We start from the raw sequence: 26,484 nt of genomic DNA on the forward strand, positions 1-26,484 counted from the left end.
CGCTCACCGGGCAGCAGGTCGTCGTAGACCGCCTCGGCGAGCAGCGCGTGGCGGAACGTGTAGCGGGAGCCGGTCGGCTCGAGCACCTTCTGCTCGACCGCGGTGCGCAGCGCGTCGTCGAGCTCGTCGGTCTTCATCTCGGTCACCGCGGCGAGCAGCTCGTGGGTGACCCGGCGGCCGGCGATCGAGGCGGTGCGGACCACGCTCCGGGCGGCGCCGTCGAGACGGTCCAGACGCACCAGCAGCAGGTCGGCGAGGTCCACGGGGAGGTCCTCGTCGCAACCGGCCTGCACCAGCTCCTCGACGAAGAACGCGTTGCCCTCCGCGCGGCGGACGACCCGCTCGGCGTCGATCTCACCGCTGGCCAGCTCGTGGACCAGCAGTCGCACCGAGTCGTCGGTCAGCGGCTCGAGCACGATCCGCTCGACGTCGGGCAGCCGGCCCCACTCGCCGACCTGCCGGCGCAGCGGGTGGCGGCGGTGGATGTCGTCGGCGCGGTAGGAGGCCACGATCGCGACGGGGGCGTCGTAGGGGCGGGTGAAGAGGTAGGTCAGCAGGTCGCGGGTGGACTGGTCGGCCCAGTGGGTGTCCTCGACCACGACCAGCAGCGGCGCCTTCTCGGCGGCCGCCTCGAAGAGGGTGTGGACCGCGTCGAAGAGCTGTCCGCGGTCGGTGCCGGTCGCGGCGGCACCGTGGTTGGCGCCCATCACGCGGCGTACGGGGCGCAGCCGGGCCAGCGCCGGGTAGTCGGCGGCCACGCTCTCGACCACGTCGGGCAGGTCGGCGACGATGCGGTCGAGGATCTCCGAGAACGGCATGTACGCCACGGCGCTCTCGCCGAAGTCGACGCAGTGCCCCGCGTGGACCTGCCAGCCGTCACCGACGGCACGGTCTCGCAGGGCGGTGAGCAGGCGGGTCTTGCCGACGCCGGCGTCACCGGCGAGCAGGACGTGCTGGCGCCCCTCGGCCGGCCGGGCCGCCGAGCCCGCCGAGCCAGCCGAGTCGGTCGCGACGACGCCGAGCAGGCCGGTGAGGGTCTGCAACTCCGAGTCGCGACCTACGAATGACCGAGCACTTTGCGCCATGTCCCCTATCATCGCGCCTCCGGGCTCGGGTTTCTCCCGCATTAACGTGGTCCGCGGGCTCAGTTGTGGATGGAGTCCATCCGGCGGGGACGACGGCGCCGCACCTGGCGGGCGAGGCGGTCGGCAGAGGTGCTGCGGCGGATGCTCTGGCGGCGGTAGGTCAGCTCGGCGTCGTAGCTGATCAGACTGTTGTTCATCATGCGTCCCAGCCTCCGCGCCTGAGGTAGGGCCGCACATGAGGCGGCTGCCTTAGACGGGCCTCAGGGGTGCCTCATTCGGCCGTGATCCTCATCACTCGCTCACTCCACCAGCCCTCGTCGGCGGCCGATCGCGGCCGCCTCGGTGCGCCCCGAGGCGCCGAGCTTGGCCAGGATGTTGGAGACGTGCACCGAGACCGTCTTGGTCGAGATGAACAGCTGCTTGCCGATCTCGCCGTTGCTCCTGCCGGCAGCGACAAGGGCGAGGATCTCGCTCTCGCGCGCGGTGAGCTGGTCGGAGGGTCCGGCGGACGACCGCTGCGGGGCGGTGCCGAGGGCGTGCAGGTGGTCGAGGATGGGCCGAGCGCCCAGCCTCTTGGCGGCCTCACGGGCCTTCTCGGCCAGCGGACGGGCCGCGGCCGCGTCACCGCCCGCTCGGAGGATCTCGGCGAGCCGGACCCGCGACCAGGCCAGCTCGTGGACGTCGGGAAAGACCTCGAAGGCCGCCACGGTCACGCGCCACGCCTCGACGAGCTCGGTCTGGTCGGGCACGGAGATGCCGGCCAGCCAACGCGCTCGGAGCCCCTCGGCCAGCACCCGCGCCGACCACGCCTGGCCCTCCAGGCCCCAGGGCTGATCCCAGCCCGGGGGTCGGGTGCCCTCCTCGAGGAGACGCTCCACGTGCGTCATCACCTGCGGGCGCTCGCCGACCGGCATGGCCGGGAGGGCGGCGCAGACCGCGCCGACGGCGATCGCGGAGAGGCGCGCGTTGGCCCCGAACCACTCCCCCCACCCGGTGCCGAGAGCGCCGACCCCGGCGTCGTACGCCTCGACGACCGCGGCGACGTCACCACGAGCCCCGGCTGCCTTCATCTCGACCAGGACCGAGTCGCGCGCGGTGGCCACCTCCTGCTTCCACGTCGGTCGCAGCCGGCGCGCCTCGGCAGCGACGTCGGCACCGCGCGCTTGCTCGATCTTGAGCCGCTTGGACTCCAGCCACGGCCACAGCGCGGGCGGGATGCCGTGGGCGTCGGTCAGGGCTAGCGCCTCGTCCCAACGGCCCGTGGTGTGGAGGTAGTCGAACCAGGCGATGCGGGCGTCGAAGGCGTACGGAGCCCAGGGGACGCCCCGCTCCACACCGAGCTCGAAGGCGCTGCGGTAGGTCTCGCCGGCCTCGTCGAGACGGTCGGCGGCGTCGAGGGCGAAGCCTAGCTGGAGCCGTCCACGCAGCTCTGGGTGGAGCGCACCCACCCTGGCCGCCCGCTCCACAGCCGTACGCAGCGGCTCGATCCACGGCTGGGGCGGCCGTCCCCAGGAGGCGGCGAGCGTGACGGCCACCTCCGCGGCGAGACCGGACCGGCCGAGCTCCTCGGCGAGGGCGAGCGCCTCCTGGCCGGCCGCCTCGGCGTCGTCGTAGCGGCGGGCGATCATCAGCTCGCGGGCGTAGGCGGCGAGCAGCCGGGCGCGCACCTTCGGCGGGGCGTCGTCGGGCAGCGCGGCCATCGCGGCCTCGGCGAGCTCCCCCACCCGGACGTCGTTGACGTAGGCGAAGCTGGTCTCGATCTCGACCGTCAGCAGCTGGGCACGCCACAGACCCGGCGCATCGGCCGGGAGCGACTCCCGCTGCTCGCGGGCCAGCTTGCCGGCCCGGTCGGCGTGGCCGGCGGCGACCATCGCGTCCGAGGCCTTGACCACCAGCTCGACCAGGCGCTGGGTGTCCTCCTCGGAGGCGGCCCGGCCGGCGAGCAGGGCGATCGCCTGCTGGTAGTGCTGCGAGGCCTCGTCGGGACCACCGGCGGCCGCGGCCTCGTCACCGGCGGCGATCCCGGCGCGGAGCGCGGTCTCGTGGTCGCCGGCGAGACGGGCGTGCCGCGCCAGCCCGGCCGCGTTGCCGGTCGCGAGCCCGCTGCTGAGCGCCTCCACGTAGCGCTGATGGAGCCGGACCCGCTCGCCCGGGAGGAGATCGTCGTAGACCGCCTCGCCGAGGAGCGCGTGGCGGAAGACGTAGTAGCCGTCGTCGCGCGGCACCAGGATCGCGCGCTCGATGGCCTGCCGCAGCCCGGCGTCGAGGGTGGCGCGGTCGAGCCCGGCGACGGCCTCGAGGAGCTCGTCGCTGACGTCGCGGCCGGCGGCGCTGGCGGTGTCGACCACCTCGCGCGCGGTCGCGTCGAGCTGGTCGAGCCGGATCAGGAGGAGGTCGGCGAGGTCCCAGGGCAGCTCGTCGGCGCCGGCGGCCTGCACCAGTTCCTCGACGAAGAAGGCGTTGCCGTCGGCGCGGCGCACGATGCTCTCGGCGTCGAGCCCGGCACCGTCCCCCGCGTCCGGGTCGGCGGCGAGCTCGGCCACGAGGAGGCGTACGTCGTCGTCGGAGAGCCGCCCGAGGTGGAACCGCTCGACCGACGGCAGCCGGGTCCACTCGGCGAGCTGCCGGCGCAGCGGGTGGCGGCGGTGGAGGTCGTCGGCGCGGTAGGAGGCGACCAGCGTCACCGGGCCGTCGAAGGGGCGGGTGAAGAGGAAGGTCAGCAGGTCACGCGTGGACTGGTCGGCCCAGTGGGTGTCCTCCACGACGACGAGCACCGGCGCCTTCTCGGCGGCGCGCTCGAGCAGCGCGTGGATGGCGGCGAAGAGGTTGCCGCGGTCGAGCGCCTCCTGGAGCTCGGGGTCGGTGCCGCCGAGCGCACGGGCGACGGGCGCCATCCGCAGGAGGGCCGGATGTACGTCGGCGACCCCGGCGACCACGTCGGGCAGCGCGGTGGTGATGCTGTCGAGGATCTCGGTGAACGGCAGGTAGGCCTCGGCGCTGTCGCCGAAGTCGAGGCAGTGGCCGACCAGCGTCTGCCGGCCGTCGGCGGCCGCTCGGCCACGGAGCTCGTGCAGGATGCGGGTCTTCCCGACGCCGGCGTCACCGGCGAGGAGCACGTGCCTGCCGCCGGTCGCGAGGAGGCCGCTGCCGAGGCCCACCAGGCCCGCCAGGGTCTCCAGGTCGGCGTCACGTCCGACAAGCCTCTCGGCACTCTGCGCCATGGGCGCCATCATCGCCCGAACCGCCCCTCCCTGGTCGGCATTTTCGTGACCCGGACGTGAAACAACGCCGAGCTGGATCTCTCCTGCTCGGCGTTGTCCGTGGTGCGCCCGCATCAGCGGGTGCGGTTGCGTCGCGTCGAACGGGCCTGTGCGGCCCGCTGGCGCTTGGTCAGCTCCTGCTGCATCTGCTGGCGGCGGTACTTGACCTCTGCTTCGTAACCCACGCTGGTGTACATCTCGATCTCCTGCTCTCCGGTGTCCTGCTGACACCGAGAACACTCCTCCGCTGAGGTAGGCACCCGGATCGGTCGCGCGCCCTACTTTCCGACCTACCTCCGGCCCGGAGCGCCTTAGGCGACAGACTGTGGCTATGGAGTTCTCCGAGGTCGTACGCCGCCGCAAGATGGTCCGCAGCTACACCACCGATCCGGTGGACCCTGAGGTGGTCGACAGGATCCTCCACAACGCCACCCGGGCCCCGTCCGCGGGCTTCTCCCAGGGCTGGGGCTTCCTGGTGCTCGACACCCCCGAGGACGTACGCCGCTACTGGGAGCTCACCGCCGACGACGTCGACGACCCCGACGAGTGGCTGACCGGGTTGATGAAGGCGCCCGTGATCGTCCTCCCGTGCTCCTCCAAGGCCGCCTACCTCGACCGCTATGCGCAGCCCGACAAGGGCTGGACCGACCGCGACGAGGCCCGCTGGCCGATGCCGTTCTGGCACATGGACACCGCGATGGCCACCATGCTGATCCTGCAGACCGTCGTCGACGAGGGCCTGGGTGCGCTCTACTTCGGCGTCCCGCCCGAGCACGACGCCGCCGTCCGCGAGGGGTTCGGCATCCCCGACACCTTCGACCCGATCGGCGCCGTCACCATCGGCCACCCCGCCGCCGGCGGCGCCAAGGGCTCTCCCTCCCGCCGTAAGCGGACTCCGGTCGAGGAGGTCGTGCACCGCGGGCGGTGGTGATCACGTCGGTCGAGGCGCGAGTGCCGGCGAGGCGGGTCGCGCCCGTGGTCTCGACAAGCTCGACCACCGAGAGCCGACCTCGGCCGCCGAGGGGCCGCCTCACCTCTCCTTGGCGTTGAGCTTCAGCCGCGAGATCTGGGTCTTGAGCTCGTCGAGGAAGAGGGTGCGGATGCTCTCGGTGTCGAGGGCGCCGTTGACGCCCCGGAGCTTGCCCTCGGAGAGCTTGACGCAGACCTTGGACCAGGCGGCGCCGATGGCGCCGGTGAAGCCCGCGGCGACGGTGGCGTTGATCGCGCCGCCGCCGACGGTGCCGAAGCCGGGGACCATCTTGAGCAGGTTGCCGGCGACGGTGCGTCCGGCCTGGGTGGCGGCGGCGGTGGCCGCGATCGAGGCCATCGCGGCCTTGTCGACCTCGATGCCGTAGATCGCCGAGATGCGGGCCATCATGCCGAGCTGGATCGGCACCAGGACGACGGCGTCGGAGAACGGGATCGGGGTCGCGCCGGCCGCGCCGGCAGCGGTGGCAGCGCCGGCGATCACCGTGCCGGCCTGCTCCTGCTTACGTTTGAGATCCACCCTCTGCGCCGCCGTGAGGGCGTCCTCGACGCCTGCAGGCGCGCAGCGAAAGGTGGCATCAACAAGATCCTGCAGCCCGTGGACCGGCTGGCCCGAGAAGTCGTCGGCCTTGGCATTGGTCAGATAGACCCGCGCCCCGTGCACGGGCAGGCCCCGCGCGTCGATCTGCTGGGCGAACTCGACCGCGTCGGGATGGTAGGCGCCCGACGGCGAGGTCGGCACCTGGGTCATCACCAGCACCACCGGCAGCCCCAGGTCTGCGAGCTTGCGGATGAACGCTGCCTCGGTCTCCTCGAAGCGACGGTCGGCGAAGCGGACGGCGTACCACGCGACGTGGACCTGCTCCGACTGCGGCTTGCGGCGGCGCTCCTGGATCAGCTTGGCGAGATCCTTGATCACCCGGTCGCCCTCGACGCCGATCTCGAGGCCCTGGGTGTCGAGCAGGCCGAAGAACCCGCTGGTGTGCAGGTAGAGCGTCGACTCCTTCGTCACCGGCTCGCCGATCCCGGTGCGCGCGACCTCCGCACCGAAGACGGCGTTGACCAGGGTCGACTTCCCGACACCGGTCTTCCCGAAGACGGCGAGGTTGAACCGGCCGATCTCCTTGGCGGACTCGGCATACCTCTTGTGGAACTCGTCCTTGAACCAGCCGTCGGATGCGAAGTTGTTCACCCGTCCAGGATGCCAGCCGCCACCGACTGTTCCCGGAAATCAGCGTCCGCGGCCCCGGGCCCTGCCTCTTCTCTCGCCATTTCCATGGTCGAGCCGGTCGAGGAGGAATAGCGTGCCGTGGCATGAGCCCTCGGTCCCGCCTCGCGTACGTTGCCGCGCTCGCCGCCGCAACTCTCCTGGTCACCCCCACGACTCCGGTCCACGCGACCGAGCCCCATACCCAGCAGACCACTCAGCAGACCACTCAGCAGACCGACATCACGATGACCCGCTGGGACAGCGTCGGCGACTTCGCGAAGGGCGCCTCGAGCGGCCTCCGCCCGGGCGCTCACGGCACCCTGCGCATCGCCGGCGAGACCGGGACGACGAGCTACACCGACCCGTTCGGCGACGGCACGGCGAAGTCGTACGACTCCGGGGTCTGGACCTCGCCGGTGGTCCGGCCGGGCTACGCGATCGACGAGTCGATCACCTCGTGGGACATCGAGACCCCGACCGGCACCTGGGCCGAGATCGGGTTCCGCGGCAAGAAGGCCGACGGCTCCTGGACGAAGTGGTACGTGATGGGCCGCTGGGCCTCCGGCGACGACTTCGCCGCCGGCGACATCCACCGCACCTCCGTCGACGGCCAGAGCGACGCCGACGGCTACCTGTGGACCGACACCTTCGCTGCCAAGACCGGCCACGAGCCGGAGGCGTTCCAGACCCGGGTGACCCTGCTGCGCCCGGCCGGGTCGACGGCCACGCCGGCGCTGCGGGCGGTCTCGACGCTGACCAACGAGTACCTGCCCGACTCCGCCTACCCCGGCACCAGCACTCCGACGCTCGACAAGGAGATCGACCTCGGGGTGCCGCCGTTCAGCCAGAACAAGCACCGCGGGGAGTACCCGGAGTTCGGTGGCGGCGGGCAGGTGTGGTGCTCGCCGACGTCGACCTCGATGGTGCAGTACCACTGGGACCGCGAGGTCCCGGCGAGCGAGCTCGAGGGCATCGAGGCACCCAACGGCGACCCGCAGGTCGACTACGCCGCCATCAACACCTGGGACTACACCTACGAAGGCGCCGGCAACTGGCCGTTCAACACCGCCTACGCCACCCGCTGGGGTCTCGACGGTTTCGTCACCCGGCTGCGCTCGCTGGCCGAGGCCGAGCGGCTCGTCGCGGCCGGGGTGCCGCTGGTCGTCTCGGCCAACTGGGAGCTCGAGGAGATGCCGGAGGCCGGCTACGGCACCGACGGCCACCTGCTGGTCATCGGCGGCTTCACCGCCGAGGGCGACCCGATCATCTACGACCCCAACTACCCCTCCAACGACGAGGTCCGCAACGTCTACACCCGCGAGAACTTCGAGCGCGTGTGGCAGACCTCGACCGACGGGATCGCCTACGTCATCCACCCGCGCGAGGTGAAGCTGCCCCGGAACGCCACAAACTGGTGACGGTGCTTCCACCTCGGTGATCCGAGGGGCGATCGACGGGCTAGGTTGCGGCCATGACACTCGACCCCGTCGCCGCGCTCCAGGACGCGCTCCGGGCCCCGACCGTCAACGACGGGTCGGGGTCGGAGGCGCCCGCGTTCGAGCAGCTCCACGCGGCGCTGCGCGAGCACTTCCCGCTGCTCCACGCGTCCCTCGAGCTCACCGCTGTCGGCGGCCACGGGCTGCTGTTCCGCTGGCCCGGCGCATCGGCCGAGAAGCCGGTCGTGCTGATGGCCCACCAGGACGTCGTCCCGATCGCCGGCGAGTGGACCCACGACCCGTTCGGCGGCGAGATCGTCGACGGCGTGATCCACGGCCGCGGCACGCTCGACGACAAGGGCCAGCTGGTGGCGATCTGCGCCGCGGTCGAGGGGCTCATCGCGGACGGGTTCGAGCCGGCGTACGACGTCTGGCTGTCGTTCGGCTCCGACGAGGAGACCACCGGCGCGGCCGCGCGGGCAGCCGTCGAGGAGCTGCGTACCCGGGGTGTGGAGCCCTGGTTCGTGCTCGACGAGGGCGGCGCGGTCGCCTTCGACGCCTTCCCGGGCGTCGCCGCGCCGATCGGGGTCGTCGGCGTCGCCGAGAAGGGCACCACCGACGTACGCCTCCGGGTCACCGGCGACGGCGGCCACTCCTCCACCCCGCGGCAGAACGGCCCGACGGCGCGGCTGGCCCGCGCGATCACCCGGCTCGACCGGATGTCGATGCCGGTGCAGCTGCCGGCGCCGACGGTGGAGATGTTCGAGCAGATCGCGCCGTACGCGGCCAAGCCCCTGCGCCCGGTGCTGGCCAACGCCGGCAGGCTGGCGCCGGCGCTGGCCCGGCTGCTGCCGCGCCTCGGGCCGGAGCCGGCCGCGCTGGTGCGCACCACGGTCGCGATCACCACCCTCGAGGGCAGCCCGGCGGCCAACGTGATCGCCTCGGCGGCCTCCGCCGGGGTGAACCTGCGGATCATGGTCGGCGAGACGGTCGCCGAAGTCATCGAGCGGCTGCGTGCTGCGATCGGCGACAGGCAGGTCGAGATCGAGGTCGTCCGTGGTGGCGAGCCGTCGCCGGTCTCCCCGCGCGACGAGGCGTTCGCGAAGATCACCGAGAGCATCGCGGAGGTCTTCCCCGAGGCGGTGCCGGCGCCTTACACCGTGATGGCAGCGACCGACTCGCGCTTCTTCTATGAGATCAGCGACCGGGTCTACCGGTTCGCGCCGTTCCGGATGACTGCTGCTCAGCGGGGGTCCATCCATGCGGCTGACGAGAATCTTCGGGTCGATGACTTTCTCGATGGGATCCGGTTCTATCGGCGGTTGGTCGAGGGACTGTGAGTACTGAGGACGGGGTCTCGACAGGCTCGACCACCGGGGGGACTGAGGCTGTCGCGCGGGGGATCTGGGTGGTTGTGGGGTTCCTGGTGGCGGTGGAGTTCGCCAGCGGGATCCTGCAGGGCTACTACACGCCGATCTTCTCCGACCTCGCCGTTCACCTCGGCGTCTCCGACGCCGACCTCAACTGGCTCGAGGCCGGGCAGCTGATCGTCTCCGCCCTGTGCGTACCGCCGCTCGCCCGGCTCGGCGACCTGATCGGCCACAAGAAGGTGCTTCTGCTGGCGACCGGCGTCACCGCGCTCGCCACCTGGTGGACCGTGGTCGCCCCCGACTTCGGCTCGTTCCTGGTCGCCTGGTCGGTCCAGGGTGCCTACGTGATCTGGCTGCCGCTGGAGGTCGCCATCGTCCACAAGCGCACGGACGGCGACACGGCGCTCACCCGGAAGGCCGCCGGCATCCTGGTCGGTGCGCTGGAGATCTCGGTGATCCTCGGCGCGGTCGCTGCCGGCGCACTGGTCGGGGCGCTGCCGATGGCAGCGATCCTGGCCATCCCCGCCGTGTGCATCACCGCCGTGTTCGTCGTGATCGCGCTCGGGATCGAGCCCGACCGTCCCACCGCCGTGTCCGGGGGCGGCTTCGACTGGGCCGGGCTCGGGGTGCTGACGCTGGTGCTCGGCCTGGTCATGGCCGGCCTGATCGGCGTACGTGTCCTCGGTCCCGGGTCTCCGCTCGCCTGGGGTCTGGTGGTGCTGGGCCTGGCAGCGCTGTGGCCGTTCTGGAAGGTCGAGGCGCGGCAGCGCGAACCGCTGATCGACGTGCACCTTCTGGTCTCCCGGGCGCAGTGGCCGATCCAGCTGACCGCGTTCCTGTTCGGGATGTCTGTGCTCGGGGCGCAGATCCCGCTGTCGACGTTCGCCCGGACGGACCCTGCCGTGACGGGCTACGGGTTGGGCGCGGACGCGTCTTTCGTGTCGATGCTGATCGCGCTCTACGTCATCACGATGGCGCTCGGCGCCTTCACGCTGCCGTTGTGGGCGCGCTTCCTCGGCCCGATGCGGGCGCAGGCGGTGGCGTGCTTCCTGGTGGCGCTCGGCTACCTGATGTGGCTGCCGCTCCACGGGTCGACCGGGCAGGCGCTGCTCAACATGGCCGTGATCGGCTTCGGGTCGGGTGCCCTGGTGGCGTCGCTGCCGGCGGCGGCCGCGGCGGCCGCTCCGGCGTCGCGCACTGCGTTCGCGACCGGGATGACCAACGCGACCAAGACCGTCGGCGGGGCGATCGCCTCGGCCGTCTTCGCGATCGCGCTGGCCGCCACCGGCACGATCGGGGCCGAGGCGAAGGCGCCGTTGTCCGGCTATCTGACGGTGTGGGCGGTGTGCGGTCTGGCCGCTGCCGTGGCGGGAGCGCTACTGCTCCTGGCGCGCACTGCAGAAGCCGATGACGCTTTGTGAACCGTTTCACAAAGCGTCATCGGCTAGTAAAGTGGTCGGCATCAGGAGGTGTCGCCATGACCGATCCCGACGAAGAGTTCACCGAGGTCCGCGCCGAGCCGATCAACGACGAGGAGTCGAAGGCCGCGGCCGCCAATCGGATGCGGCAGCAGCACCTCTACGTCGAGGAGACGGTGCGCCAGGGCATCGCCCGCGGTGAGTTCGACAACCTCCCGGGCGCAGGCAAGCCGATCAAGAACCTCGGTTCCGACCCCGATCCCGACTGGTGGGTCAAGCAGCTGGTCGAGCGCGAGCAGATCGTGCTGCTCCCCCGGTCCGTCCAGCTCCGCAAGGACGACGCCGAGCTCGACGACCTCCTGGACACCCAGACCACCGAGGACGCCGCCCGCCGGATCGTCGAGGAGTTCAACGAGCGTGTGATCGCGGCCCGCTACGGCGCGCCCGAGGGCCCTCCGCTGATCACCATGCCGCGCGACGTCGAGGCCACGCTCGAGGCGTGGCGCGAACGCCGCGCCGCCCGGGTCGCAGCCGCCCGGGTCGCAGCCGCCCGAGACGTACGCCGCAGCAGGCAGCCCGAGCGCAAGCGCCGCTGGTGGCGCCGCCGCGACTGAGCCCCAGCCGAGACCCAGCCGAGACTCAGCCGAGACTCAGCCGACCTCGCGGTGGGCGAACCGCATCCGGTAGCGCGCCGGCGTGACGCCGACCTCCGCGGTGAACGCTGCTCGGAAGGTCACGGGTGAGTAGTAGCCGGCCTCGTGGCTGACCCGCTCGACCGGCAGGTCGGTGGTCTCCAGCAGCGTCTTGGCGACCGCGATCCGCTCTGCGGTCACCCAGCGCATCGGCGTGGTGGCGAGGTCCCGCTCGAAGCGCCGAGCGAGGGTGCGCGGTGAGACCGCGGCTGCCGCTGCCAGACGCTCGAGCGTGATGTCCTCGTGCAGGTTGGCACGTAGCCAGCCGCGCAGCTCGTCGAGCCAGCGGGCCTGCTCGGTGAGCGGGTCGGCGGCGACGTACTGCGCCTGGTCGCCGTCGCGGTGGGAGGCGATGACCAGGTTGCGCGCGATGGTGTTGGCGGCGTGCTGGCCGTGGTCGGTGCGGATCAGGTGGAGGCAGAGGTCCAGGCCGGCCGCCGAGCCCGCGCTGGTCAGCACGCCGTCGTCGACGTAGATCGCCCGCGGGTCGAGCTCGACCTGCGGATAGGTGCGCCGGAAGAGGTCGGCCCAGCGCCAGTGGGTGGTCGCCCGGCGGCCGTCCAGCAGCCCCGCCTCGGCCAGGACGAAGGCGCCCGTGCACATCGAGACCACCCGGGCGCCCGCCTCGGCGGCCTTGCGCAGCTCCCGCACGAGCGTCGGGCTGATCGGCTCGTCCGGACGGATCGCCGGCACCAGGACCGTCTCGGCCTCGGCCAGCGCCGTCATCGGCCGCTGCGGCATCAGCCGCGGCCCACCGTGGACGCGGACGCCACGCAGGTCACCGCAGAGCACCACGTCGTAGAGCGGGCTGGCGTCGTGGTCCCAGTCGTAGCCGAGGGCCTCGACCGGCATGCCGATCTCGAAGAGCGTCATCCCGTCGACGATCGGGACGGCGACGGTCGGCTTCGAGGTCATGGCAAGAATCTATCACTTTGAGTCAATCCTGCCACTCCTACGAACGGCGCTGCGCGACCACGATGGAGTCATGACCACATACCGGAAGAACCCCAGCAAGCTCCGCGCCACCGTCCGCGCCACCCTCGCCGGCTTCGATGCCGGTGCCCGCATCCGCCACGGCGGCAAGGTGCCCACCGACCACCCCTCGCGGACGGCGTACCCACGAGTAACCGATCGCCGTTAGGGTGACCTGCATGAGTCACAAGAGCCCTAAGGACTTCTTCGCGCCGCTGGCGGTAGGTGCTCCGGCACCGCTGCGTGAGATCCCGGCGCGACCGAGCCGCGCGATCCACTTCTTCGACCCGTCGAACCCGAAGATGGCGGCCAAGGTGCCGGACATGGTCGGCACCGTCGACGTGCTCCTCGGCAACCTCGAGGACGCCGTCAAGGCCGACAACAAGCTGGCAGCCCGCCAGGGGCTCGTCGACATCGCGAAGGCGACAGACTTCGGTAAGACCCAGCTGTGGACCCGGATCAACTCGCTCGACTCCCCCTGGGTGCTCGACGACCTGGTCACCCTGGTCACCGAGATCGGCGACAAGCTCGACGTCGTGATGGTGCCCAAGGTGCAGGGCCCCGAGGACATCCACTACGTCGACCGCCTGCTGGCCCAGCTCGAGGCCAAGGGCGGCGTCGAGCGTCCGATCCTGATCCACGCCATCCTCGAGACCGCGCGCGGCGTGGCCAACGTCGAGGAGATCGCGCTCGCGTCTCCGCGGATGCAGGGCATCAGCCTCGGTCCGGCCGACCTCGCGGCCGACCGCAAGATGAAGACCACCCGCGTCGGCGGCGGTCACCCGGGCTACCTCGTCCGCCAGGACCCGGTCGACGGTGACATCCAGGGCAACCGCACGATCTTCCAGCAGGACCTGTGGCACTACACCATCGCGAAGATGGTCGACGCGTGCGCCGAGGCGGGGATCTACCCCTACTACGGCCCGTTCGGCGACATCACTGACGTGGTCGCGGCCGAGGACCAGTTCCGCAACGCGTTCCTGCTCGGCTGCGTCGGCACCTGGAGCCTGCACCCGAAGCAGATCGAGATCGCCAACCGTGTCTTCTCCCCCAGCGTCGAGGACATCAAGCACGCCCGCCGCGTCGTCAAGGCGATGGGCGACGGGACCGGGGCGGTCATGCTCGACGGCAAGATGGAGGACGACGCCAGCCTCAAGCAGTGCCTCGTCCTCGTCGACCTAGCCGAGGAGCTCGCCGCGATCGACCCGAAGCTCAAGGAGCTCTACGACACCATCGAGATCGAGGACTGAGATGACCGAAGAATCGTTCCGCCCCCTGCGCTCGGTCCTCTACATGCCGAGCTCCAACACCCGGGCCCTCGAGAAGGCCAAGGCGATCACCGCCGACGCGCTGATCCTCGACCTCGAGGACGCCGTCGCCCCCGACGCCAAGCCGGAAGCTCGTGAGAACGCAGCCGCGGCCGTGACGTCGGGCGAGTACGGCAACAAGTACCTCACCATCCGCATCAACGGCGCCGACACCGAGTGGCACGAGGCCGACCTGGCCGCCGCCGCGAAGGCCGGCCCCGACGCCATCGTCGTCCCCAAGGTCAACAGCCCCCAGCAGGTGCTCGACCTCGTAGCCGCCTTCGAGAAGGCCGGCGTCCCGGAGACGACGAAGCTGTGGGCGATGATCGAGAGCCCGTACGCCATCCTCCACGCCGAGGAGATCGCGTCGGCCTCCGAGCGGCTGACCGTGCTCGTCCTGGGCACCAACGACCTGGTCAAGGAGCTCTACGTCGACCACGTCCCGGCCCGCGCCAACCTGGTCACCAGCCTCCAGCTGGCCGTGCTCGCCGCCCGCGCGAGCGGCAAGGTCATCCTCGACGGCGTCTACAACAACGTGAAGGACGCCGAAGGCTACGCGGCCGAGGTCGAGCAGGGTCGGATCTTCGGGTTCGACGGCAAGACGCTGATCCACCCGGCCCAGGTCGAGGCCGCCAACGCCGGGTTCGCGCCGAACGAGCAGGCGGTGGCCGACGCGAAGGGGCTCATCGAGACCTGGGAGGCGAGCGACGGCGGCGTGGTGACCTACAACGGCAAGATGGTGGAGAACCTCCACGTCGAGTCCGCGCGGCGCACGCTGAGCATCGCGGAGGCCATCGCTGCGCTGTAGCCACGGAGTTAAATATCTCCTGTGGCGTATCTCCTCCGTCGCCATGCCGAGAAGAAGGTGACAAACGGGCCACTTTCTGGTTCCGTTACGTGTCGCGCGACACACCCGACACTCGCTAAGCGCTCAGGAGACAGCGTCAGATGACTGAAGCGAACCGTCGGCCCGCGACGGGGGACCTCTCGAACGTCCCGACCACGCCGGCTCGACACCCCGCACAGACTCGTCCCACGAACGGCACCGCGCCCGACCCCCTCGAGATCGCTGCCCGCGCTCTCGAGGGGGCGACGCCCGCGACCGAGTCGTGGTTCACCCCGGGCAGCACCCCGGTCCCGCGACCCGCCCGTCTTCGCTACACGCCCTACGCACAGCTGCCGCAGCACGCCTACCAGCCACACCCCTACGCGGCCCCGCAGCCGTACCACCAGCAGCCGCGGCCGATCGTCTACGCCAACCCGGCGATGCCGCCGTACGCAGCCGCTCAGGCCCCGACACCGCGCGGCTCCCGTGCTCCGCAGCCCGACCCTGTCGAGAACCGCCCCGGCCGGAAGGCCGTGCTGATGCCGCTCGCGGCGATGGCGATCGCCTCGGCCACCATCGGCGCCTTCGCCCAGGCCAACTTCGCCGGCGACCCCAGCCTCCAGGCGCAGACCAAGCAGGTCAAGGCCCAAGCCGACCACTACGACGCGGTGCCGGTGATCGACCTTCGCACCCAGGACGTCATCGACGCTCCCGGCGTGATCGTGCCGAAGGAGCAGAAGGCCGCAGCCCCCGCCGGGGCCGCCGCGCCCGAGGCTCCGTTCGCCGCCCGCGCCACCGTCGGCGGCAAGCACTCCAACGGCAACTACGACGCGCCGTCCGAGGCCGAGACCTACGGCGGCGCGCACACCATGAGCGAGGAGATCACCCCGCCGAGCAGCGGCGGCGACACCTCCACCGACCCGGCGCCTGCGCCCGAGCCGGAGCCCGAGCCCGCGCCGCAGCCCGAGCCCGAGCCTGCTCCCGAGCCCGAGCCCCAGCAGCCGAAGCGGCTGACACTGGGCGAGACCGTGATCGCGCCGACCCTGGATGCGACCACCGGCATCGTGAAGACGCTGACCGGGATCGAGATCGATCTGACGCGCTAGCTTCCGCACGCCTACCACGGGCTGTGACCTCTCCCGAGGTCACAGCCCGTTTTGCATGTATTCGGACGAGTTATCCCTGGTCAGGAAGAACTACGAAGAAATAGGACCTCCGGCCCGATAACTTCCCTGGTTTTCCCTCGTTTGAGCGATGTGCCACCCCTTAACTCGGGAGTGCGCCAGGTTCCCCCGGATCTGGCAGGTGGCACGGCCCCGTTGCGGGGATCTTGGGGGATCCCCACCGCAGAATCGGAGTCCAATCCACAATGCGAAGCATGCGCACGCTCGTGCTGTCTGCAGCCGCCGCCGCTCTCACTGGCGGTGTCCTGGCTGTGCCAGCACCCTCACAGGCCGCTCTGACGACCACGTCCTTCGGGATGTTCGCCAACGGCTTCGGCACCCGCGTCACCGGTGGCAGCCTGCCGGCAAACTCGGGCGACCTCGGATACCAGACTGTCGGGTGCACCCGTAAGGCTGGTCACGACGTCAGCAACAACACCGCCGGCGCGAAGGTGCCGGGCCTCGGCAACATCGGTGTGACCAAGACCCGCCAGCGCACCATCAAGTCGGGCAAGACCGTCAAGGTCATCTCGGAGCACAAGGTCGCCGACGTCGTGCTCAACAAGAGCCCGCTGGGCAAGGTGACCATCGAGGGTCTCAGCTCCGTCTCCCAGGCCTGGTGGGACGGCAGCAAGTTCAAGGCCGACTCGAAGGCGAAGATCGCTCACGTGATCCTCGACCCGGCCGGCCCCGGCCAGAAGATCGACCTGCCGATCCCGGGCAACGACCGTCCGCTCGTGATCCCGGGCATCGCCACCATCGGTCTCGGCAACACCACGGAGCGCACCAGCGCCAACGGCGCGATGTCCTACGCCAACGGCATCTACATCAAGCTCCACGGCACCGACTCCGAGGTCATCGTCGGCCGCTCGCGCGCCGACATCAACAGCAAGGTCTACTCGGGTGTCTTCGGTGGCTTCGGTGCCGCCGTCGACGCCTCGGTCCTCGGTGGCACCGTCGAGGTCGGCAAGAACCCGCTGACCAACGTCACCTGCACCGGCACCGGCGGCAAGGAGCTCACCAAGTCCCTCGCCGGCGTTCCGCTGGGCGACGCGGGCAACCTGGTGAACGTCAAGGGTCTCTCCAGCGGTCAGCGCTCGAGCCAGACCAAGACCTCCGCCTCCGGCTACGCCTTCGGTGAGGTCGCCAACGTCAACATCGGCGACGGCGCCATCCGCATCGAGGCCATCCGCGCCCAGGCGAACGCGAAGTACACCAAGGGCAAGGGCACCTCGGTGTCCACCTCCGGCACCAAGTTCGGTGACATCTACATCAACGACCAGAAGGTCTCCCTCGCTCAGCTCGGTTCGGCGCTCTCCCGCGTCGACATCCCGGGTCTGCTCAAGATCGAGACCAACGTGGTCACCAACCGCAGCAAGAAGCTGATCGAGGTCGTCGCCCTGCGGCTGACGCTCCTCGACGCGACCGAGGGCACCAAGACCCACGTGAACATCGGTCACGCCCGCTTCGCGGTGAACCCGGACAAGTGAGCCTGAACCACTGAGGCCGTCCTGAAAACGGCCCGCGGCCTGACCAGGTCGCGGGCCGTTTCTTCTTTACCAAGTTACTCACGGGTAGTATCAACGTACCCTTACCGCAGCCGAACCGGACGCACGCATTAGGCTCGGTTGCATTCCGGCAGTCCTGCCCGCTGATGAGGAGCGCCTAGGCATGTTGCAGATCATCACCATCGTCGTGTGCCTCGCGACAACGGTGGCCGCCGTCTACCTGACGATCAAGGCGGTCAGGTCCATGCTCGCGGTCATCAAGATCGGTACGCCGATCAGCCGCGTCGACCACCCGCTGGCCCGCACGCTGACGATGCTGAAAGAGACAGTTCTCCACACGCGCATGCTGCAGTGGACCTGGGTCGGCATCCTGCACTGGTTCGCCTTCGCGGCGTTCATCGTGCTGGCGACCGCGGTCGGCTCGGCGTACTTCCAGCTCTTCTCCGCCGACTGGACGATCCCGGTCATCGGGAAGTTCTTCGCCTACGAGTGGATCGCCGAGGTGCTCGGCCTCCTCGGCGCGGTGGGCATCATCCCGCTGATCATCTACCGGCTGCTGCACCAGCCGAAGAACCTCGGCCGCGGCACCCGCTTCTACGGCTCGGTGATGTGGCAGGCGTTCTTCGTCGAGGCGATGGTGCTGCTGGAGTCGATCGCGATCCTGTTCATCCGCGGTGCGGAGTACAACCTGGCCCTGGCCAAGGGCGGCGAGCACGCCGAGCACGCGACCGGCTTTCACTTCCCGATCTCGCAGCTCTTCGGCGGTCTCTACCCGACCGGCGCCGGCTCCATCGGCACGCTCGAGAACATCATCTACCTCATCGCGACCTTCAAGATCGTCTCGGCGCTGATCTGGCTGATGGTGATCTCGACCAACCTGACGATGGGTGTCGCCTGGCACCGCTTCACCGCCTGGTTCAACATCTGGTTCAAGCGCGAGGGCACGCCGCGCACCTCTGACGGCGCCCGCCCGCTCGGCACCGCCCTCGGCGCCATCAAGCCGATGCTCATCGACGGCAAGCCCGTCACCCTCGAGGACGTCGAGGAGGACCGCATCCCCGAGGACGCCATCCTCGGCGCCGGTTCGATCACGGACTTCTCCTGGAAGGGCATCCTCGACTTCACCACGTGCACCGAGTGCGGTCGCTGCCAGTCGCAGTGCCCGGCCTGGAACACCGAGAAGCCGCTCTCGCCCAAGCTGCTGGTGATGGGCATGCGCGAGCACGCGTACGCCGCCGCCAACGCCGACGCCGAGAGCCGGGGCGACCTGCTCGAGAAGCCGCTGGTCGGCAAGGCCACCGACGCACCCGAGGGTGCCGGCGGCAACGAGGAGGTCCTCGACTGGTTCTACAACCCCGAGGACGGCGGCTTCGTCATCGACGAGGACGTGCTCTGGTCCTGCACCTCCTGCGGCGCCTGCGTCCAGCAGTGCCCCGTCGACATCGAGCACGTCGACCACATCATGGACATGCGCCGCTACCAGGTGCTCGTCGAGTCCAACTTCCCCTCCGAGCTCAACGGCCTCTTCAAGGGCCTCGAAGGCAAGGGCAACCCGTGGAACATGAGCGCCAACGCGCGCATGGACTGGGCCAAGGACCTGCCCTTCGAGGTCAAGGAGGTCGGCAAGGACATCGAGTCGCTCGAGGAGGTCGACTGGCTGTTCTGGGTCGGCTGCGCCGGGGCGTACGAGGACCGTGCCAAGAAGACCACCCGCGCGGTGGCCGAGCTGCTCGACATCGCCGGGGTCTCCTTCGGCGTGCTCGGCAACGGCGAGACCTGCACCGGTGACTCCGCTCGCCGCGCCGGCAACGAGTTCGTCTTCCAGGGCCTGGCTCAGCAGAACGTCGAGACGTTCAAGGAGTTCAAGGTCAAGAAGGCCGTCACCACCTGTGCTCACTGCTTCAACACGTTGAAGAACGAGTACAAGGAGTTCGGCATCGAGCTCGAGGTCGTCCACCACACCCAGCTGCTCAACCGTCTCGTACGCGAGGGCAAGCTGACCCCGGTCGCCGACGGTGCCGGCGCCCACAAGCGCTCGATCACCTACCACGACCCCTGCTACATCGGTCGCCACAACGGCGTCTACGAGCCGCCGCGCGAGCTGCTGCAGATCATGCCGGGTGCCGACTTCAAGGAGATGCCCCGCAACTCCGAGCGTTCCTTCTGCTGTGGTGCCGGTGGTGCCCGCATGTGGATGGAGGAGAAGATCGGCTCGCGGATCAACGAGAACCGCACCGACGAGGCCGTCGCCACCGGCGCCGACCAGATCGCCGTCGGCTGCCCGTTCTGCCGCGTGATGCTCTCCGACGGTCTGACCAAGGCCCAGGCCAACGGCTCTGCCCGTGAGGAGGTCGAGGTCCTCGACGTCGCGCAGATGCTGCTCGCGTCCGTCAAGGGCGAGCAGGCCACCAAGCTGGCGCCCGGCGAGGGTGCCAAGGTCGGCGCCGCCGCCAAGGCCAAGGCGGCTCCGGCTGACGAGGAGACCTCCGGCGCTGCTGCTGTCGCGGGTGGCGCTGCCGCCGGCTCGTCGCTCTTCGACTCCCCCGCCGAGGCGGCCGAGTCCGAGAAGGCACCGGCCGACGCGTCCTCGCTCTTCGACACCCCTGCGCCGGCCGAGCCGGCATCGGGCGGTACGTCGGGTGGCGGGTCGCTCTTCGACACCCCGGCTCCCGAGCCGGAGCCCGAGGCGGAGAAGCCGGCCTCGGGTGGGTCCCTGTTCGACGAGGGCGGGTCGCTCTTCGACACGCCTGCCGAGGAGTCGGCCGACAAGGCCGGCGACAAGGCTGCGGAGCCCGCCGAGAAGCCGGCCGACGAGCCGGCTGCCGATCTCGGCAGCGGTGGCTCGCTCTTCGACGTACCCGCCCAGGAGGCCGAGTCCACCGCCCAGCCCGAGGCGAAGGCCGAGCCTGCCTCGAAGCCGGCGGAGGAGCCCTCCGTCGACCTGGGTGCCGGTGGGTCGCTCTTCGACATCGCCGCCCCCGCCGAGGAGGCCGCTCCGGCCCCCGAGGCGAAGGCTGCTCCCGCTGCCGAGCCCGAGGCACCTGCCGAGGCGCCGGCCGCACCGGCCGCCGAGGAGCCGAGCGTCGACCTCAACGCGGGTGGCTCGCTCTTCGACATCCCCGCCAGCGAGCCCGAGCCGGCTCCGGCCGCTCCGGCCGAAGCCGCTCCGGCACCCGCGGCGCCTGAGGCCGCTGCTCCGGCAGAGGCTGCTCCCGCTGAGGCTGCGACTGAGGCACCGACCCCGACACCGACTGAGGCTGCTGCACCCGTCGTCCCCGTCGCGGGTTCGGGTGTGAGCTCGGAGCCGAAGACGGACGTCGACTTCGACAGCCTCGGTTCGCTCTTCGACATCGAGGCGCCGGAGGGTGCGGTAGCCGCCGCCGCCCCGACTCCCGCCGAGGCCGCTCCTGCGGCCGAGGAGGCGCCGGTCGAGGACACCGCGGTCGAGGTCGACACTCCGCCCGAGCCCGAGCCCGAGCCCGCACCGGAGCCTGAGTCCGCCGCCGAACCGGAGGCCCCTGAGGCCGAGGCCCCGGCCGCGGAGGAGGCTCCCGCTCAGGAGTCGAAGCCCGCACCGACCGCCAGCGGCGAGTCGCACACGCCGCGTACGGACGTCGACATCCACGAGGCAGGGTCGCTCTTCGACCTCTGACCCTCCCGCAGCTCCGCTGCACCAGACGATGGCACCTTGTGATCCCGCAAGGTGCCATCGTCATTTTCGCCGAGACGTCACGTACGTCGGCCGAGATGGCACCGCCCTGCCAACTCGGCCGACGTAGCCGACGTCTCGGCCGACGCGCCTGACGCCTCGGCGGGGTCTGACATCACGTGATGTCATGATGGGGTTGCTATGACGTCATAGTGATGTCATAGTGGTGCGTATGGACATCACGCCGTACATCGACAGCCTGCGACGGGACCTGCTGGCCGCAGCCGAGGCCTCGGGGCCCGAGGCACGGGAGACCGCGGAGCGGCTCACCTACGCCCTCGACCCGGCTGCCCGGCTGGCGGTCATGGAGGCGGTGAGCCAGGCGGCGGCCGAGATCACCGCGGAGCTGCCGACGGGCAACGTCGACGTACGCCTGCGGGGCCGTGACCTGGAGTTCGGCGTCACGCTTCCCGAGCTCACCGAGCCGGTCCCCCCGACGCCGCCGGCTCCGCCCGCCCCTCCCGCTCCCCCGGCGCCGCCCGAGCCCGAGGGCGACGACGCCCTCGCCCGGGTGACGCTGCGCATCCCGGAGTCGCTCAAGGCGAAGGCGGAGGAGGCCGCTGCGGACGCAGGGCAGTCGCTCAACACCTGGCTCGTAAACGCGGTCCGTGCGGCGACCCGCGACCAGGCGGTGAACGTCGACGTCGACCTCGCCGCGATCCCCCACCTCGTCAACGAGGCGATGAGCAGCCTCGACCCGTTCCGCGGCGGCAACCGCGGACGGTCCGACCGCCGGATGACCGGCTGGCTCTGACCCGACCCGACCTGAACTGAGCCCCACCACGTCACCACGGACGGCCGCCCGGCCGGCCCGGTAGATCAGCACACCCAAGGAGCAGCACCATGAGCACGTACACCTTCATGTCCACCGCCCCCGCCAAGCTCTTCGTCGAGTTCGAGAAGGGCAGCCTCGAGGTCGAGGCCACCGAGACCGACGAGACGGTCGTCGAGATCGACGGCGACGACGCCGAGAGTCTGGTGGTGGAGCAGAGCGGCGACACGATCACCGTCTCAGACCCGCGCAGAGGACCGTTCGGCCGATCACGGCGCTACGAGATCCGGGTGACCGCCCCGACCCACAGCCAGCTGCGCGCCCGCACCGGCAGCGCCGACATCGCCACCGTCGGCGTCCTGCGGGCCGCCTGGCTGCAGACGGGCTCGGGTGACGTACGGGTCGACCAGGTGACCGAGGAGTTCCAGCTCGAGTCCGGGTCGGGCGACCTCGAGGCGGACGCGCTCCACGGGCGCGCCTCGGTCAAGTCCGGCTCCGGCGACGTCCGGATCGGTACGGTCCACGACCTGCACACCAAGACCGGCTCCGGCAGCGTCGAGATCGACGAGGTCGAGGGCGACGTCACCCACTCGACCGGGTCCGGCGACTTCGCGATCCACTCGGTCAGCGCGGGCCGGATCTCGGTGAAGGCGGCCTCGGCCGACGTACGGGTCGGGATCCCGAACGGCACCCCGGTCTGGACCGACGTGAAAACGGTGAGCGGCCAGTGCACCAGCACTGTCCAGAGCGCTGGCGCACCGGCCGCGGGTGAGCCCTACGTCGAGCTCCGCACCACCACGGTCAGCGGTGACGTCACCCTGGTCGGGATCTGAGCCCGTACGGGCTAGTCGGTGTGGTCGTCGTGGTGGAGGCTCGGAGCGTCCGGCACCACCGGCTTGAGCAGACCCCAGGCGACGAAGGCCCCGCCGATGACGAGCAGCACGACCCCCGCCCAGAGGTTGGCGTTGGGTCCACCGGTCTTGTCGACCTCCGGGTCACCGAAGACACCCATCAGCAGCAGGATGATGCCGTAGACCGCGAGCAGGGCACCGATGACGTTGCGGATGTCGAAGAGCGACAGCAGCGTGCCGAGGAACCCTCTGTTCTCGGCTGTGTTCGATTCGCTAGGCATCTCAGCCTCCTCTAGAAGATCACGTTCAGGATGATGACCAGGACCAGCGCGACCCCGGCGAGCGGCACCGGCCGCTCGAACCACGGACGGTTCGCGTCCTCGGCGTCGACGAGGTCCTCCTTCGGGGTCTCGGAGTAGACCAGACCCTTCAGCGAGCCCTCCGGCTTGGGTCGGGTCACCAGCGAGACGACGACGCTGACCACGATGTCGACGACGAAGGCGGCACCTGCGGCCACGAACGACGCGCCCTGGCCGGTGAGCGGCAGCACGCCGACGGAGAGGCCGCCGAGGGTGCCCTCGGCGAGGATGCCGACGAGCACCGCCGCCAGGGTGCCTGCGACCAGACCCGTCCAGCCGGCCGTCGCGGTCATCCGCTTCCAGAACATACCCAGGATGAACGTCGCGAACAGCGGCGCGTTGAAGAACCCGAAGAGGGTCTGCAGGTAGTCCATGATGTTGGAGAAGTTGGACGCCAGCACCGCGGTGAAGATCGCGATGGCGGTCGCCGCAACCGTCGCCCAGCGCCCGAGCTTCACGTAGAAGTCGTCGGGGCGGTCCTTGATGACGTACTCCTGGATGAGGTCGAAGGAGACCACCGTGTTGAACGCGGAGACGTTGGCGGCCATACCGGCCATGAACGCCGCGAGCAGACCGGTGATCGCCAGACCCAGCAGACCGTTCGGCAGCACCTCGGCCATCAGGTAGAGCAGCGAGTCGTTGTAGGTGACGCCCTCGCCCGAGGCCCCGCCTGCGACCGACTCCCCCGCCTTCGTACGCGCGATCTCGGTGACCAGCACCGCCGCGATCATGCCGGGGAAGATGGTGATGAACGGGATGAACATCTTCGGGAACGCACCGATGATCGGCGTCTTGCGGGCCGCGCTGATCGAGTCGGCGGCCATCGCGCGCTGGACCTCGACGAAGTTGGTCGTCCAGTAGCCGAAGGAGAGCACGAAGCCGAGACCGAACACGATGCCGACGACCGAGAGGAAGTCGGAGCCGAACCCGGTCAGCGCCGCACCGGGCCAGGAGTTGAGCTGGTCGGCGGCCGGAGCCACCGTGTCGGGGTTGGCGGAGGCGGCCTTCTCGATCTTCGAGGTCAGCCCGTCCCAGCCGCCGACGCGGTGGAGACCGAGGAGCGTCAGCGGCAGCAGCGCGGCGACGATCACGAAGAACTGCAGCACCTCGTTGTAGATCGCGGCCTTCAGACCACCGAGGGTGATGTAGGAGAGCACGATCACCGCGGCGACGATCAGCGCCACCCACAGCGGCCACCCGAGCAGCGCGTGCACGATGGAGCCGAGCAGGTAGAGGTTGATGCCGGCGATGAGCAGCTGAGCCAGCGCGAACGAGAGCGCGTTGACCAGGTGGGCGCCGGTGCCGAAACGGCGCTTCATGAACTCGGGGACCGAGCGCACCTTCGAGCCGTAGTAGAAGGGCATCATCACGACGCCCAGGAACAGCATCGCCGGGATCGCGCCGATCCAGAAGTAGTGGACGGTCGGGAGCCCGAGCTGCGCCCCCGTCGCCGACATACCCATGATCTCGACGGCGCCGAGATTCGCTGAGATGAACGCCAGCCCGGTGACCCACGCGGGCAGGGACCTTCCGGAGAGGAAGAAGTCCACCGAGTTCGACATGCCGCGGCTGGCCAGGAAGCCGATACCGAGAACGAACGCGAAGTAGATGGCGATCAGAAGATAATCAACCGCATTGGCCTGGATCAGGGTGTCCGCGGCCTGGATGCTTCCTTGCATTCCACGACCCTTCTAGGTTGTTTGAGTACGTCAACCTAACCACGCCGCACTCGGGATTCTGCCCGCGCGTCACCCCTTCATCGACACGCCTTCTCGCCAGTACCCCATGAAGGCGACCTGCTTGCGCGGCATCTCGAGCTCGTTGACCAGGTGGCGCCGCAGCGCGGTGACCATCCGGGACTCGCCCGCGATCCAGGCGTACCGGCCGTCCTCGCTCGTCGCCGAGCCCTTCGCAGAGCCCTTCGCAGAGCCCTTCGCAGAACCCTTCGCGGAGCCCTTCATGGAGGCGTCGACGAGGCCGTTGGTGAGGACGGCGACCTCCTCGCCGGAGGAGGAGAAGACGGGCGTCTCCCAGAGGTTGGGGTCCTCGACCTCGACCGAGGTGACCTCCTCCGGGGTCGCCTCGAAGCCGAGGACGCTGCCGACCTCGGCCAGGGCCGGCCCGCCCACGGGCGCGCCCTCACGGGGCAGCCAGCAGACCTTCAGCCCGTCCGGCGCAGCCACCTCCTGTACGTCCTCGGCGACCGGCACCTCGAGGATGGCCGTTCCGGTGGCCTCGGCCGGCAGCGACTCCAGGATCGAGACGATCGCCGGGACGGCCGTCTCGTCGCCGACCAGCAGCAGCCGGGACGCGTCGCCGGGAGCCCACTCGATCCCGCCGTGGTGCTCGCCGAGCTTGGGTCCGACCACGAGGATCTCGTCGCCGGGGCGGGCCGCGCCTGCCCAGTCGGAGCCGGGACCGTGCGCGCCGGGATGGAGCACGAAGTCGACGTACAGCCGCTTCTCGATGCCCTCGCCCTGCAATGACCGGATCGTGTAGGTGCGCATCCGCGGGCGCTCGTCGTCGGGGAGGGCGAGCCATTCGGAGTACCACTCGGCGGCCGAGAAGTCGGGCATCACCCCCGAGGCGGGCGGGAAGAGCAGCTTGATCCGCTGATCGAAGCTCGGGCCGTCGGTGCCGAAGTCGGCCAGGTCGGCGCCGACGAGCTCGATGCGGGCGAAGGACGGCGAGAGACGCTCCACGGAGCGCACCGAGACGTGGGCGAGGATGGGCATGTCAGGCTCCTTGGGCGTGGGGGTGAACGACCGGCCGGTGGTGACGTCCGATGGGGACGACCAGCGGGGTGCCCGAGACTGGATCCGGGATGACCTGGGCTTCCAGGCCGAAGACCTCCTCGACGCGGTCGACGGTGACCACCTCGGAGGGCTTGCCGGTGGCGGCGACCTTGCCGCCGCTCATCGCGATCAGGTGGTCGGCGTAGCGCGCGGCCAGGTTGAGGTCGTGGAGCACCATCACCACGGTGGTGCCGCGCGAGGAGCGCAGACCGTGGAGCAGGTCGAGCAGGTCGATCTGGTGGGCGACGTCGAGGAACGTGGTCGGCTCGTCGAGGAGGAGCAGGTCGGTCTTCTGGGCGAGCGCCATCGCCACCCAGACCCGCTGCCGCTGGCCGCCGGAGAGCTCGTCGACGACGCGGTCGGCGAGGTCGAGCGTGTTGGTCAGCTCGAGGGCCTCGGCGACGGCGGCGTCGTCGTCGGGAGACCAGCGCTGCAGCGCGCCGCGGTGGGGCTGACGGCCGCGGCCGACCAGGTCGACGACGGTGATGCCCTCGGGTGCGATCGGCGACTGCGGCATCAGACCGAGGGTCTTGGCCACCGCGCGGGTGGGCTGCTTGTGGACCGCCTTGCCGTCGAGGACGACCTGCCCGGACATCGGGCGCAGCAGCCGCGCCATCCCGCGCAGCAGGGTCGACTTCCCGCAGCCGTTGGCGCCGACGATCACGGTGGTCAGGCCGTCAGGGATCTCCAGAGAGACCTCGTCGACGACGACGGCGTCGCCCCCGTAGCCGAGGCTCACGCTCTCTGCGGCAAGTCTCATCTGG

23 protein-coding genes are annotated in these 26,484 nt (G+C 70.3%); 13 read left to right on the forward strand and 10 right to left on the reverse strand.

What is annotated here, in order from left to right:
- The 4 genes from IEY81_RS23285 to IEY81_RS24505 all read right to left on the reverse strand — a co-directional run.
- The coding region (locus IEY81_RS23285; protein WP_189120882.1) for an ATP-binding protein at positions 1–1,043 on the reverse strand (1,043 nt) is incomplete at its 3' end.
- A 101-nt stretch (positions 1,044–1,144) separates the two neighbouring features.
- The gene (locus IEY81_RS23290; RefSeq protein WP_189120883.1) at positions 1,145–1,285 is read right to left on the reverse strand and encodes a hypothetical protein; all 141 of its coding nucleotides are present in this window, start codon (positions 1,283–1,285) and stop codon (positions 1,145–1,147) included.
- A gap of 99 nt (positions 1,286–1,384) precedes the next feature.
- On the reverse strand, positions 1,385–4,306 hold the full coding sequence (locus tag IEY81_RS24550) for a helix-turn-helix transcriptional regulator (protein WP_189120884.1): 2,922 nt from the start codon (positions 4,304–4,306) through the stop codon (positions 1,385–1,387).
- 113 nt (positions 4,307–4,419) lie between these two features.
- Positions 4,420–4,542, reverse strand: a complete 123-nt coding sequence (locus IEY81_RS24505; protein ID WP_268244516.1) for a hypothetical protein — start codon at positions 4,540–4,542, stop codon at positions 4,420–4,422.
- Positions 4,543–4,676: 134 nt separating this feature from the next.
- Between IEY81_RS24505 and IEY81_RS23300 the strand changes: the two genes are divergently transcribed.
- Complete coding sequence (locus tag IEY81_RS23300) at positions 4,677–5,276, forward strand: nitroreductase family protein (protein WP_189120885.1); 600 nt, start codon at positions 4,677–4,679, stop codon at positions 5,274–5,276.
- A gap of 99 nt (positions 5,277–5,375) precedes the next feature.
- Here the strand turns inward: IEY81_RS23300 and IEY81_RS23305 are convergent, their stop codons facing one another.
- The gene (locus IEY81_RS23305; RefSeq protein WP_189120886.1) at positions 5,376–6,524 is read right to left on the reverse strand and encodes a GTPase family protein; all 1,149 of its coding nucleotides are present in this window, start codon (positions 6,522–6,524) and stop codon (positions 5,376–5,378) included.
- A 122-nt stretch (positions 6,525–6,646) separates the two neighbouring features.
- Between IEY81_RS23305 and IEY81_RS23310 the strand changes: the two genes are divergently transcribed.
- The 4 genes from IEY81_RS23310 (at position 6,647) to IEY81_RS23325 (ending at position 11,380) form a co-directional block, all read left to right on the forward strand.
- Complete coding sequence (locus IEY81_RS23310; RefSeq protein WP_189120887.1) at positions 6,647–7,960, forward strand: C39 family peptidase; 1,314 nt, start codon at positions 6,647–6,649, stop codon at positions 7,958–7,960.
- A gap of 53 nt (positions 7,961–8,013) precedes the next feature.
- The gene (locus IEY81_RS23315; RefSeq protein ID WP_189120888.1) at positions 8,014–9,318 is read left to right on the forward strand and encodes a M20/M25/M40 family metallo-hydrolase; all 1,305 of its coding nucleotides are present in this window, start codon (positions 8,014–8,016) and stop codon (positions 9,316–9,318) included.
- A 74-nt stretch (positions 9,319–9,392) separates the two neighbouring features.
- The gene (locus IEY81_RS23320; RefSeq protein ID WP_229788119.1) at positions 9,393–10,769 is read left to right on the forward strand and encodes an MFS transporter; all 1,377 of its coding nucleotides are present in this window, start codon (positions 9,393–9,395) and stop codon (positions 10,767–10,769) included.
- 56 nt (positions 10,770–10,825) lie between these two features.
- On the forward strand, positions 10,826–11,380 hold the full coding sequence (locus IEY81_RS23325) for a DnaJ family domain-containing protein (protein ID WP_189120889.1): 555 nt from the start codon (positions 10,826–10,828) through the stop codon (positions 11,378–11,380).
- 36 nt (positions 11,381–11,416) lie between these two features.
- Here the strand turns inward: IEY81_RS23325 and IEY81_RS23330 are convergent, their stop codons facing one another.
- Positions 11,417–12,373, reverse strand: coding sequence for a GlxA family transcriptional regulator (locus IEY81_RS23330; protein ID WP_189120890.1), 957 nt, complete (start codon positions 12,371–12,373; stop codon positions 11,417–11,419).
- 70 nt (positions 12,374–12,443) lie between these two features.
- Here IEY81_RS23330 and IEY81_RS23335 point away from each other — a divergent pair, with 70 nt between their 5' ends.
- The 8 genes from IEY81_RS23335 to IEY81_RS23370 all read left to right on the forward strand — a co-directional run bounded on the left by IEY81_RS23335 (position 12,444) and on the right by IEY81_RS23370 (position 22,548).
- Positions 12,444–12,599, forward strand: coding sequence for a hypothetical protein (locus tag IEY81_RS23335; protein WP_189120891.1), 156 nt, complete (start codon positions 12,444–12,446; stop codon positions 12,597–12,599).
- A 10-nt stretch (positions 12,600–12,609) separates the two neighbouring features.
- Positions 12,610–13,680 carry an HpcH/HpaI aldolase/citrate lyase family protein gene (locus IEY81_RS23340; protein WP_189120892.1) on the forward strand — a complete coding sequence of 357 codons (1,071 nt, stop codon included), beginning with the start codon at positions 12,610–12,612 and terminating at the stop codon, positions 13,678–13,680.
- Position 13,681: 1 nt separating this feature from the next.
- The gene (locus IEY81_RS23345; protein ID WP_189120893.1) at positions 13,682–14,545 is read left to right on the forward strand and encodes an HpcH/HpaI aldolase/citrate lyase family protein; all 864 of its coding nucleotides are present in this window, start codon (positions 13,682–13,684) and stop codon (positions 14,543–14,545) included.
- 140 nt (positions 14,546–14,685) lie between these two features.
- Positions 14,686–15,669 carry a hypothetical protein gene (locus IEY81_RS23350; RefSeq protein ID WP_189120894.1) on the forward strand — a complete coding sequence of 328 codons (984 nt, stop codon included), beginning with the start codon at positions 14,686–14,688 and terminating at the stop codon, positions 15,667–15,669.
- A 272-nt stretch (positions 15,670–15,941) separates the two neighbouring features.
- A complete protein-coding gene (locus IEY81_RS23355) occupies positions 15,942–17,216 on the forward strand; it encodes a choice-of-anchor P family protein (protein ID WP_189120895.1) in 1,275 nt (424 codons plus the stop codon).
- A gap of 181 nt (positions 17,217–17,397) precedes the next feature.
- Entirely contained in the window at positions 17,398–20,886 is a 3,489-nt protein-coding gene (locus tag IEY81_RS23360) for a (Fe-S)-binding protein (protein WP_189120896.1), read from the forward strand.
- Positions 20,887–21,115: 229 nt separating this feature from the next.
- Positions 21,116–21,697 carry a toxin-antitoxin system HicB family antitoxin gene (locus IEY81_RS23365; RefSeq protein ID WP_189120897.1) on the forward strand — a complete coding sequence of 194 codons (582 nt, stop codon included), beginning with the start codon at positions 21,116–21,118 and terminating at the stop codon, positions 21,695–21,697.
- Between the two features lie 89 nt (positions 21,698–21,786).
- Entirely contained in the window at positions 21,787–22,548 is a 762-nt protein-coding gene (locus tag IEY81_RS23370; protein WP_189120898.1) for a DUF4097 family beta strand repeat-containing protein, read from the forward strand.
- Between the two features lie 11 nt (positions 22,549–22,559).
- Here the strand turns inward: IEY81_RS23370 and IEY81_RS23375 are convergent, their stop codons facing one another.
- The 4 genes from IEY81_RS23375 to IEY81_RS23390 form a co-directional block, all read right to left on the reverse strand.
- The gene (locus IEY81_RS23375; protein WP_189120899.1) at positions 22,560–22,847 is read right to left on the reverse strand and encodes a hypothetical protein; all 288 of its coding nucleotides are present in this window, start codon (positions 22,845–22,847) and stop codon (positions 22,560–22,562) included.
- An 11-nt stretch (positions 22,848–22,858) separates the two neighbouring features.
- A complete protein-coding gene (locus tag IEY81_RS23380) occupies positions 22,859–24,604 on the reverse strand; it encodes a sodium:solute symporter family protein (protein ID WP_189120900.1) in 1,746 nt (581 codons plus the stop codon).
- 69 nt (positions 24,605–24,673) lie between these two features.
- Complete coding sequence (locus IEY81_RS23385) at positions 24,674–25,660, reverse strand: siderophore-interacting protein (RefSeq protein WP_189120901.1); 987 nt, start codon at positions 25,658–25,660, stop codon at positions 24,674–24,676.
- A gap of 1 nt (position 25,661) precedes the next feature.
- Positions 25,662–26,480: an ABC transporter ATP-binding protein gene (locus IEY81_RS23390; protein WP_229788120.1), complete on the reverse strand. Its 819-nt coding sequence runs from the start codon at positions 26,478–26,480 to the stop codon at positions 25,662–25,664.
- Positions 26,481–26,484: the final 4 nt, after the last annotated feature.

Origin of the sequence: Nocardioides luteus (assembly GCF_014648595.1) — a bacterium.
Lineage (GTDB): Bacteria > Actinomycetota > Actinomycetes > Propionibacteriales > Nocardioidaceae > Nocardioides > Nocardioides luteus.

Bases quoted from the DNA above. Each gene is read 5' to 3' on its own strand.
- IEY81_RS23310 (WP_189120887.1), top strand. From the start codon at position 6,647: ATGAGCCCTCGGTCCCGCCTCGCGTACGTTGCCGCGCTCGCCGCCGCA.
- IEY81_RS23385 (WP_189120901.1), bottom strand. From the start codon at position 25,660: ATGCCCATCCTCGCCCACGTCTCGGTGCGCTCCGTGGAGCGTCTCTCG.
- IEY81_RS24505 (WP_268244516.1), bottom strand. From the start codon at position 4,542: ATGTACACCAGCGTGGGTTACGAAGCAGAGGTCAAGTACCGCCGCCAG.
- IEY81_RS23340 (WP_189120892.1), top strand. From the start codon at position 12,610: ATGAGTCACAAGAGCCCTAAGGACTTCTTCGCGCCGCTGGCGGTAGGT.
- IEY81_RS23370 (WP_189120898.1), top strand. From the start codon at position 21,787: ATGAGCACGTACACCTTCATGTCCACCGCCCCCGCCAAGCTCTTCGTC.
- IEY81_RS23360 (WP_189120896.1), top strand. From the start codon at position 17,398: ATGTTGCAGATCATCACCATCGTCGTGTGCCTCGCGACAACGGTGGCC.
- IEY81_RS23390 (WP_229788120.1), bottom strand. From the start codon at position 26,480: ATGAGACTTGCCGCAGAGAGCGTGAGCCTCGGCTACGGGGGCGACGCC.
- IEY81_RS23375 (WP_189120899.1), bottom strand. From the start codon at position 22,847: ATGCCTAGCGAATCGAACACAGCCGAGAACAGAGGGTTCCTCGGCACG.
- IEY81_RS23335 (WP_189120891.1), top strand. From the start codon at position 12,444: ATGACCACATACCGGAAGAACCCCAGCAAGCTCCGCGCCACCGTCCGC.
- IEY81_RS23365 (WP_189120897.1), top strand. From the start codon at position 21,116: ATGGACATCACGCCGTACATCGACAGCCTGCGACGGGACCTGCTGGCC.
- IEY81_RS23300 (WP_189120885.1), top strand. From the start codon at position 4,677: ATGGAGTTCTCCGAGGTCGTACGCCGCCGCAAGATGGTCCGCAGCTAC.
- IEY81_RS23290 (WP_189120883.1), bottom strand. From the start codon at position 1,285: ATGATGAACAACAGTCTGATCAGCTACGACGCCGAGCTGACCTACCGC.
- IEY81_RS23380 (WP_189120900.1), bottom strand. From the start codon at position 24,604: ATGCAAGGAAGCATCCAGGCCGCGGACACCCTGATCCAGGCCAATGCG.
- IEY81_RS23355 (WP_189120895.1), top strand. From the start codon at position 15,942: ATGCGCACGCTCGTGCTGTCTGCAGCCGCCGCCGCTCTCACTGGCGGT.
- IEY81_RS24550 (WP_189120884.1), bottom strand. From the start codon at position 4,306: ATGGCGCAGAGTGCCGAGAGGCTTGTCGGACGTGACGCCGACCTGGAG.
- IEY81_RS23350 (WP_189120894.1), top strand. From the start codon at position 14,686: ATGACTGAAGCGAACCGTCGGCCCGCGACGGGGGACCTCTCGAACGTC.
- IEY81_RS23345 (WP_189120893.1), top strand. From the start codon at position 13,682: ATGACCGAAGAATCGTTCCGCCCCCTGCGCTCGGTCCTCTACATGCCG.
- IEY81_RS23315 (WP_189120888.1), top strand. From the start codon at position 8,014: ATGACACTCGACCCCGTCGCCGCGCTCCAGGACGCGCTCCGGGCCCCG.
- IEY81_RS23330 (WP_189120890.1), bottom strand. From the start codon at position 12,373: ATGACCTCGAAGCCGACCGTCGCCGTCCCGATCGTCGACGGGATGACG.
- IEY81_RS23325 (WP_189120889.1), top strand. From the start codon at position 10,826: ATGACCGATCCCGACGAAGAGTTCACCGAGGTCCGCGCCGAGCCGATC.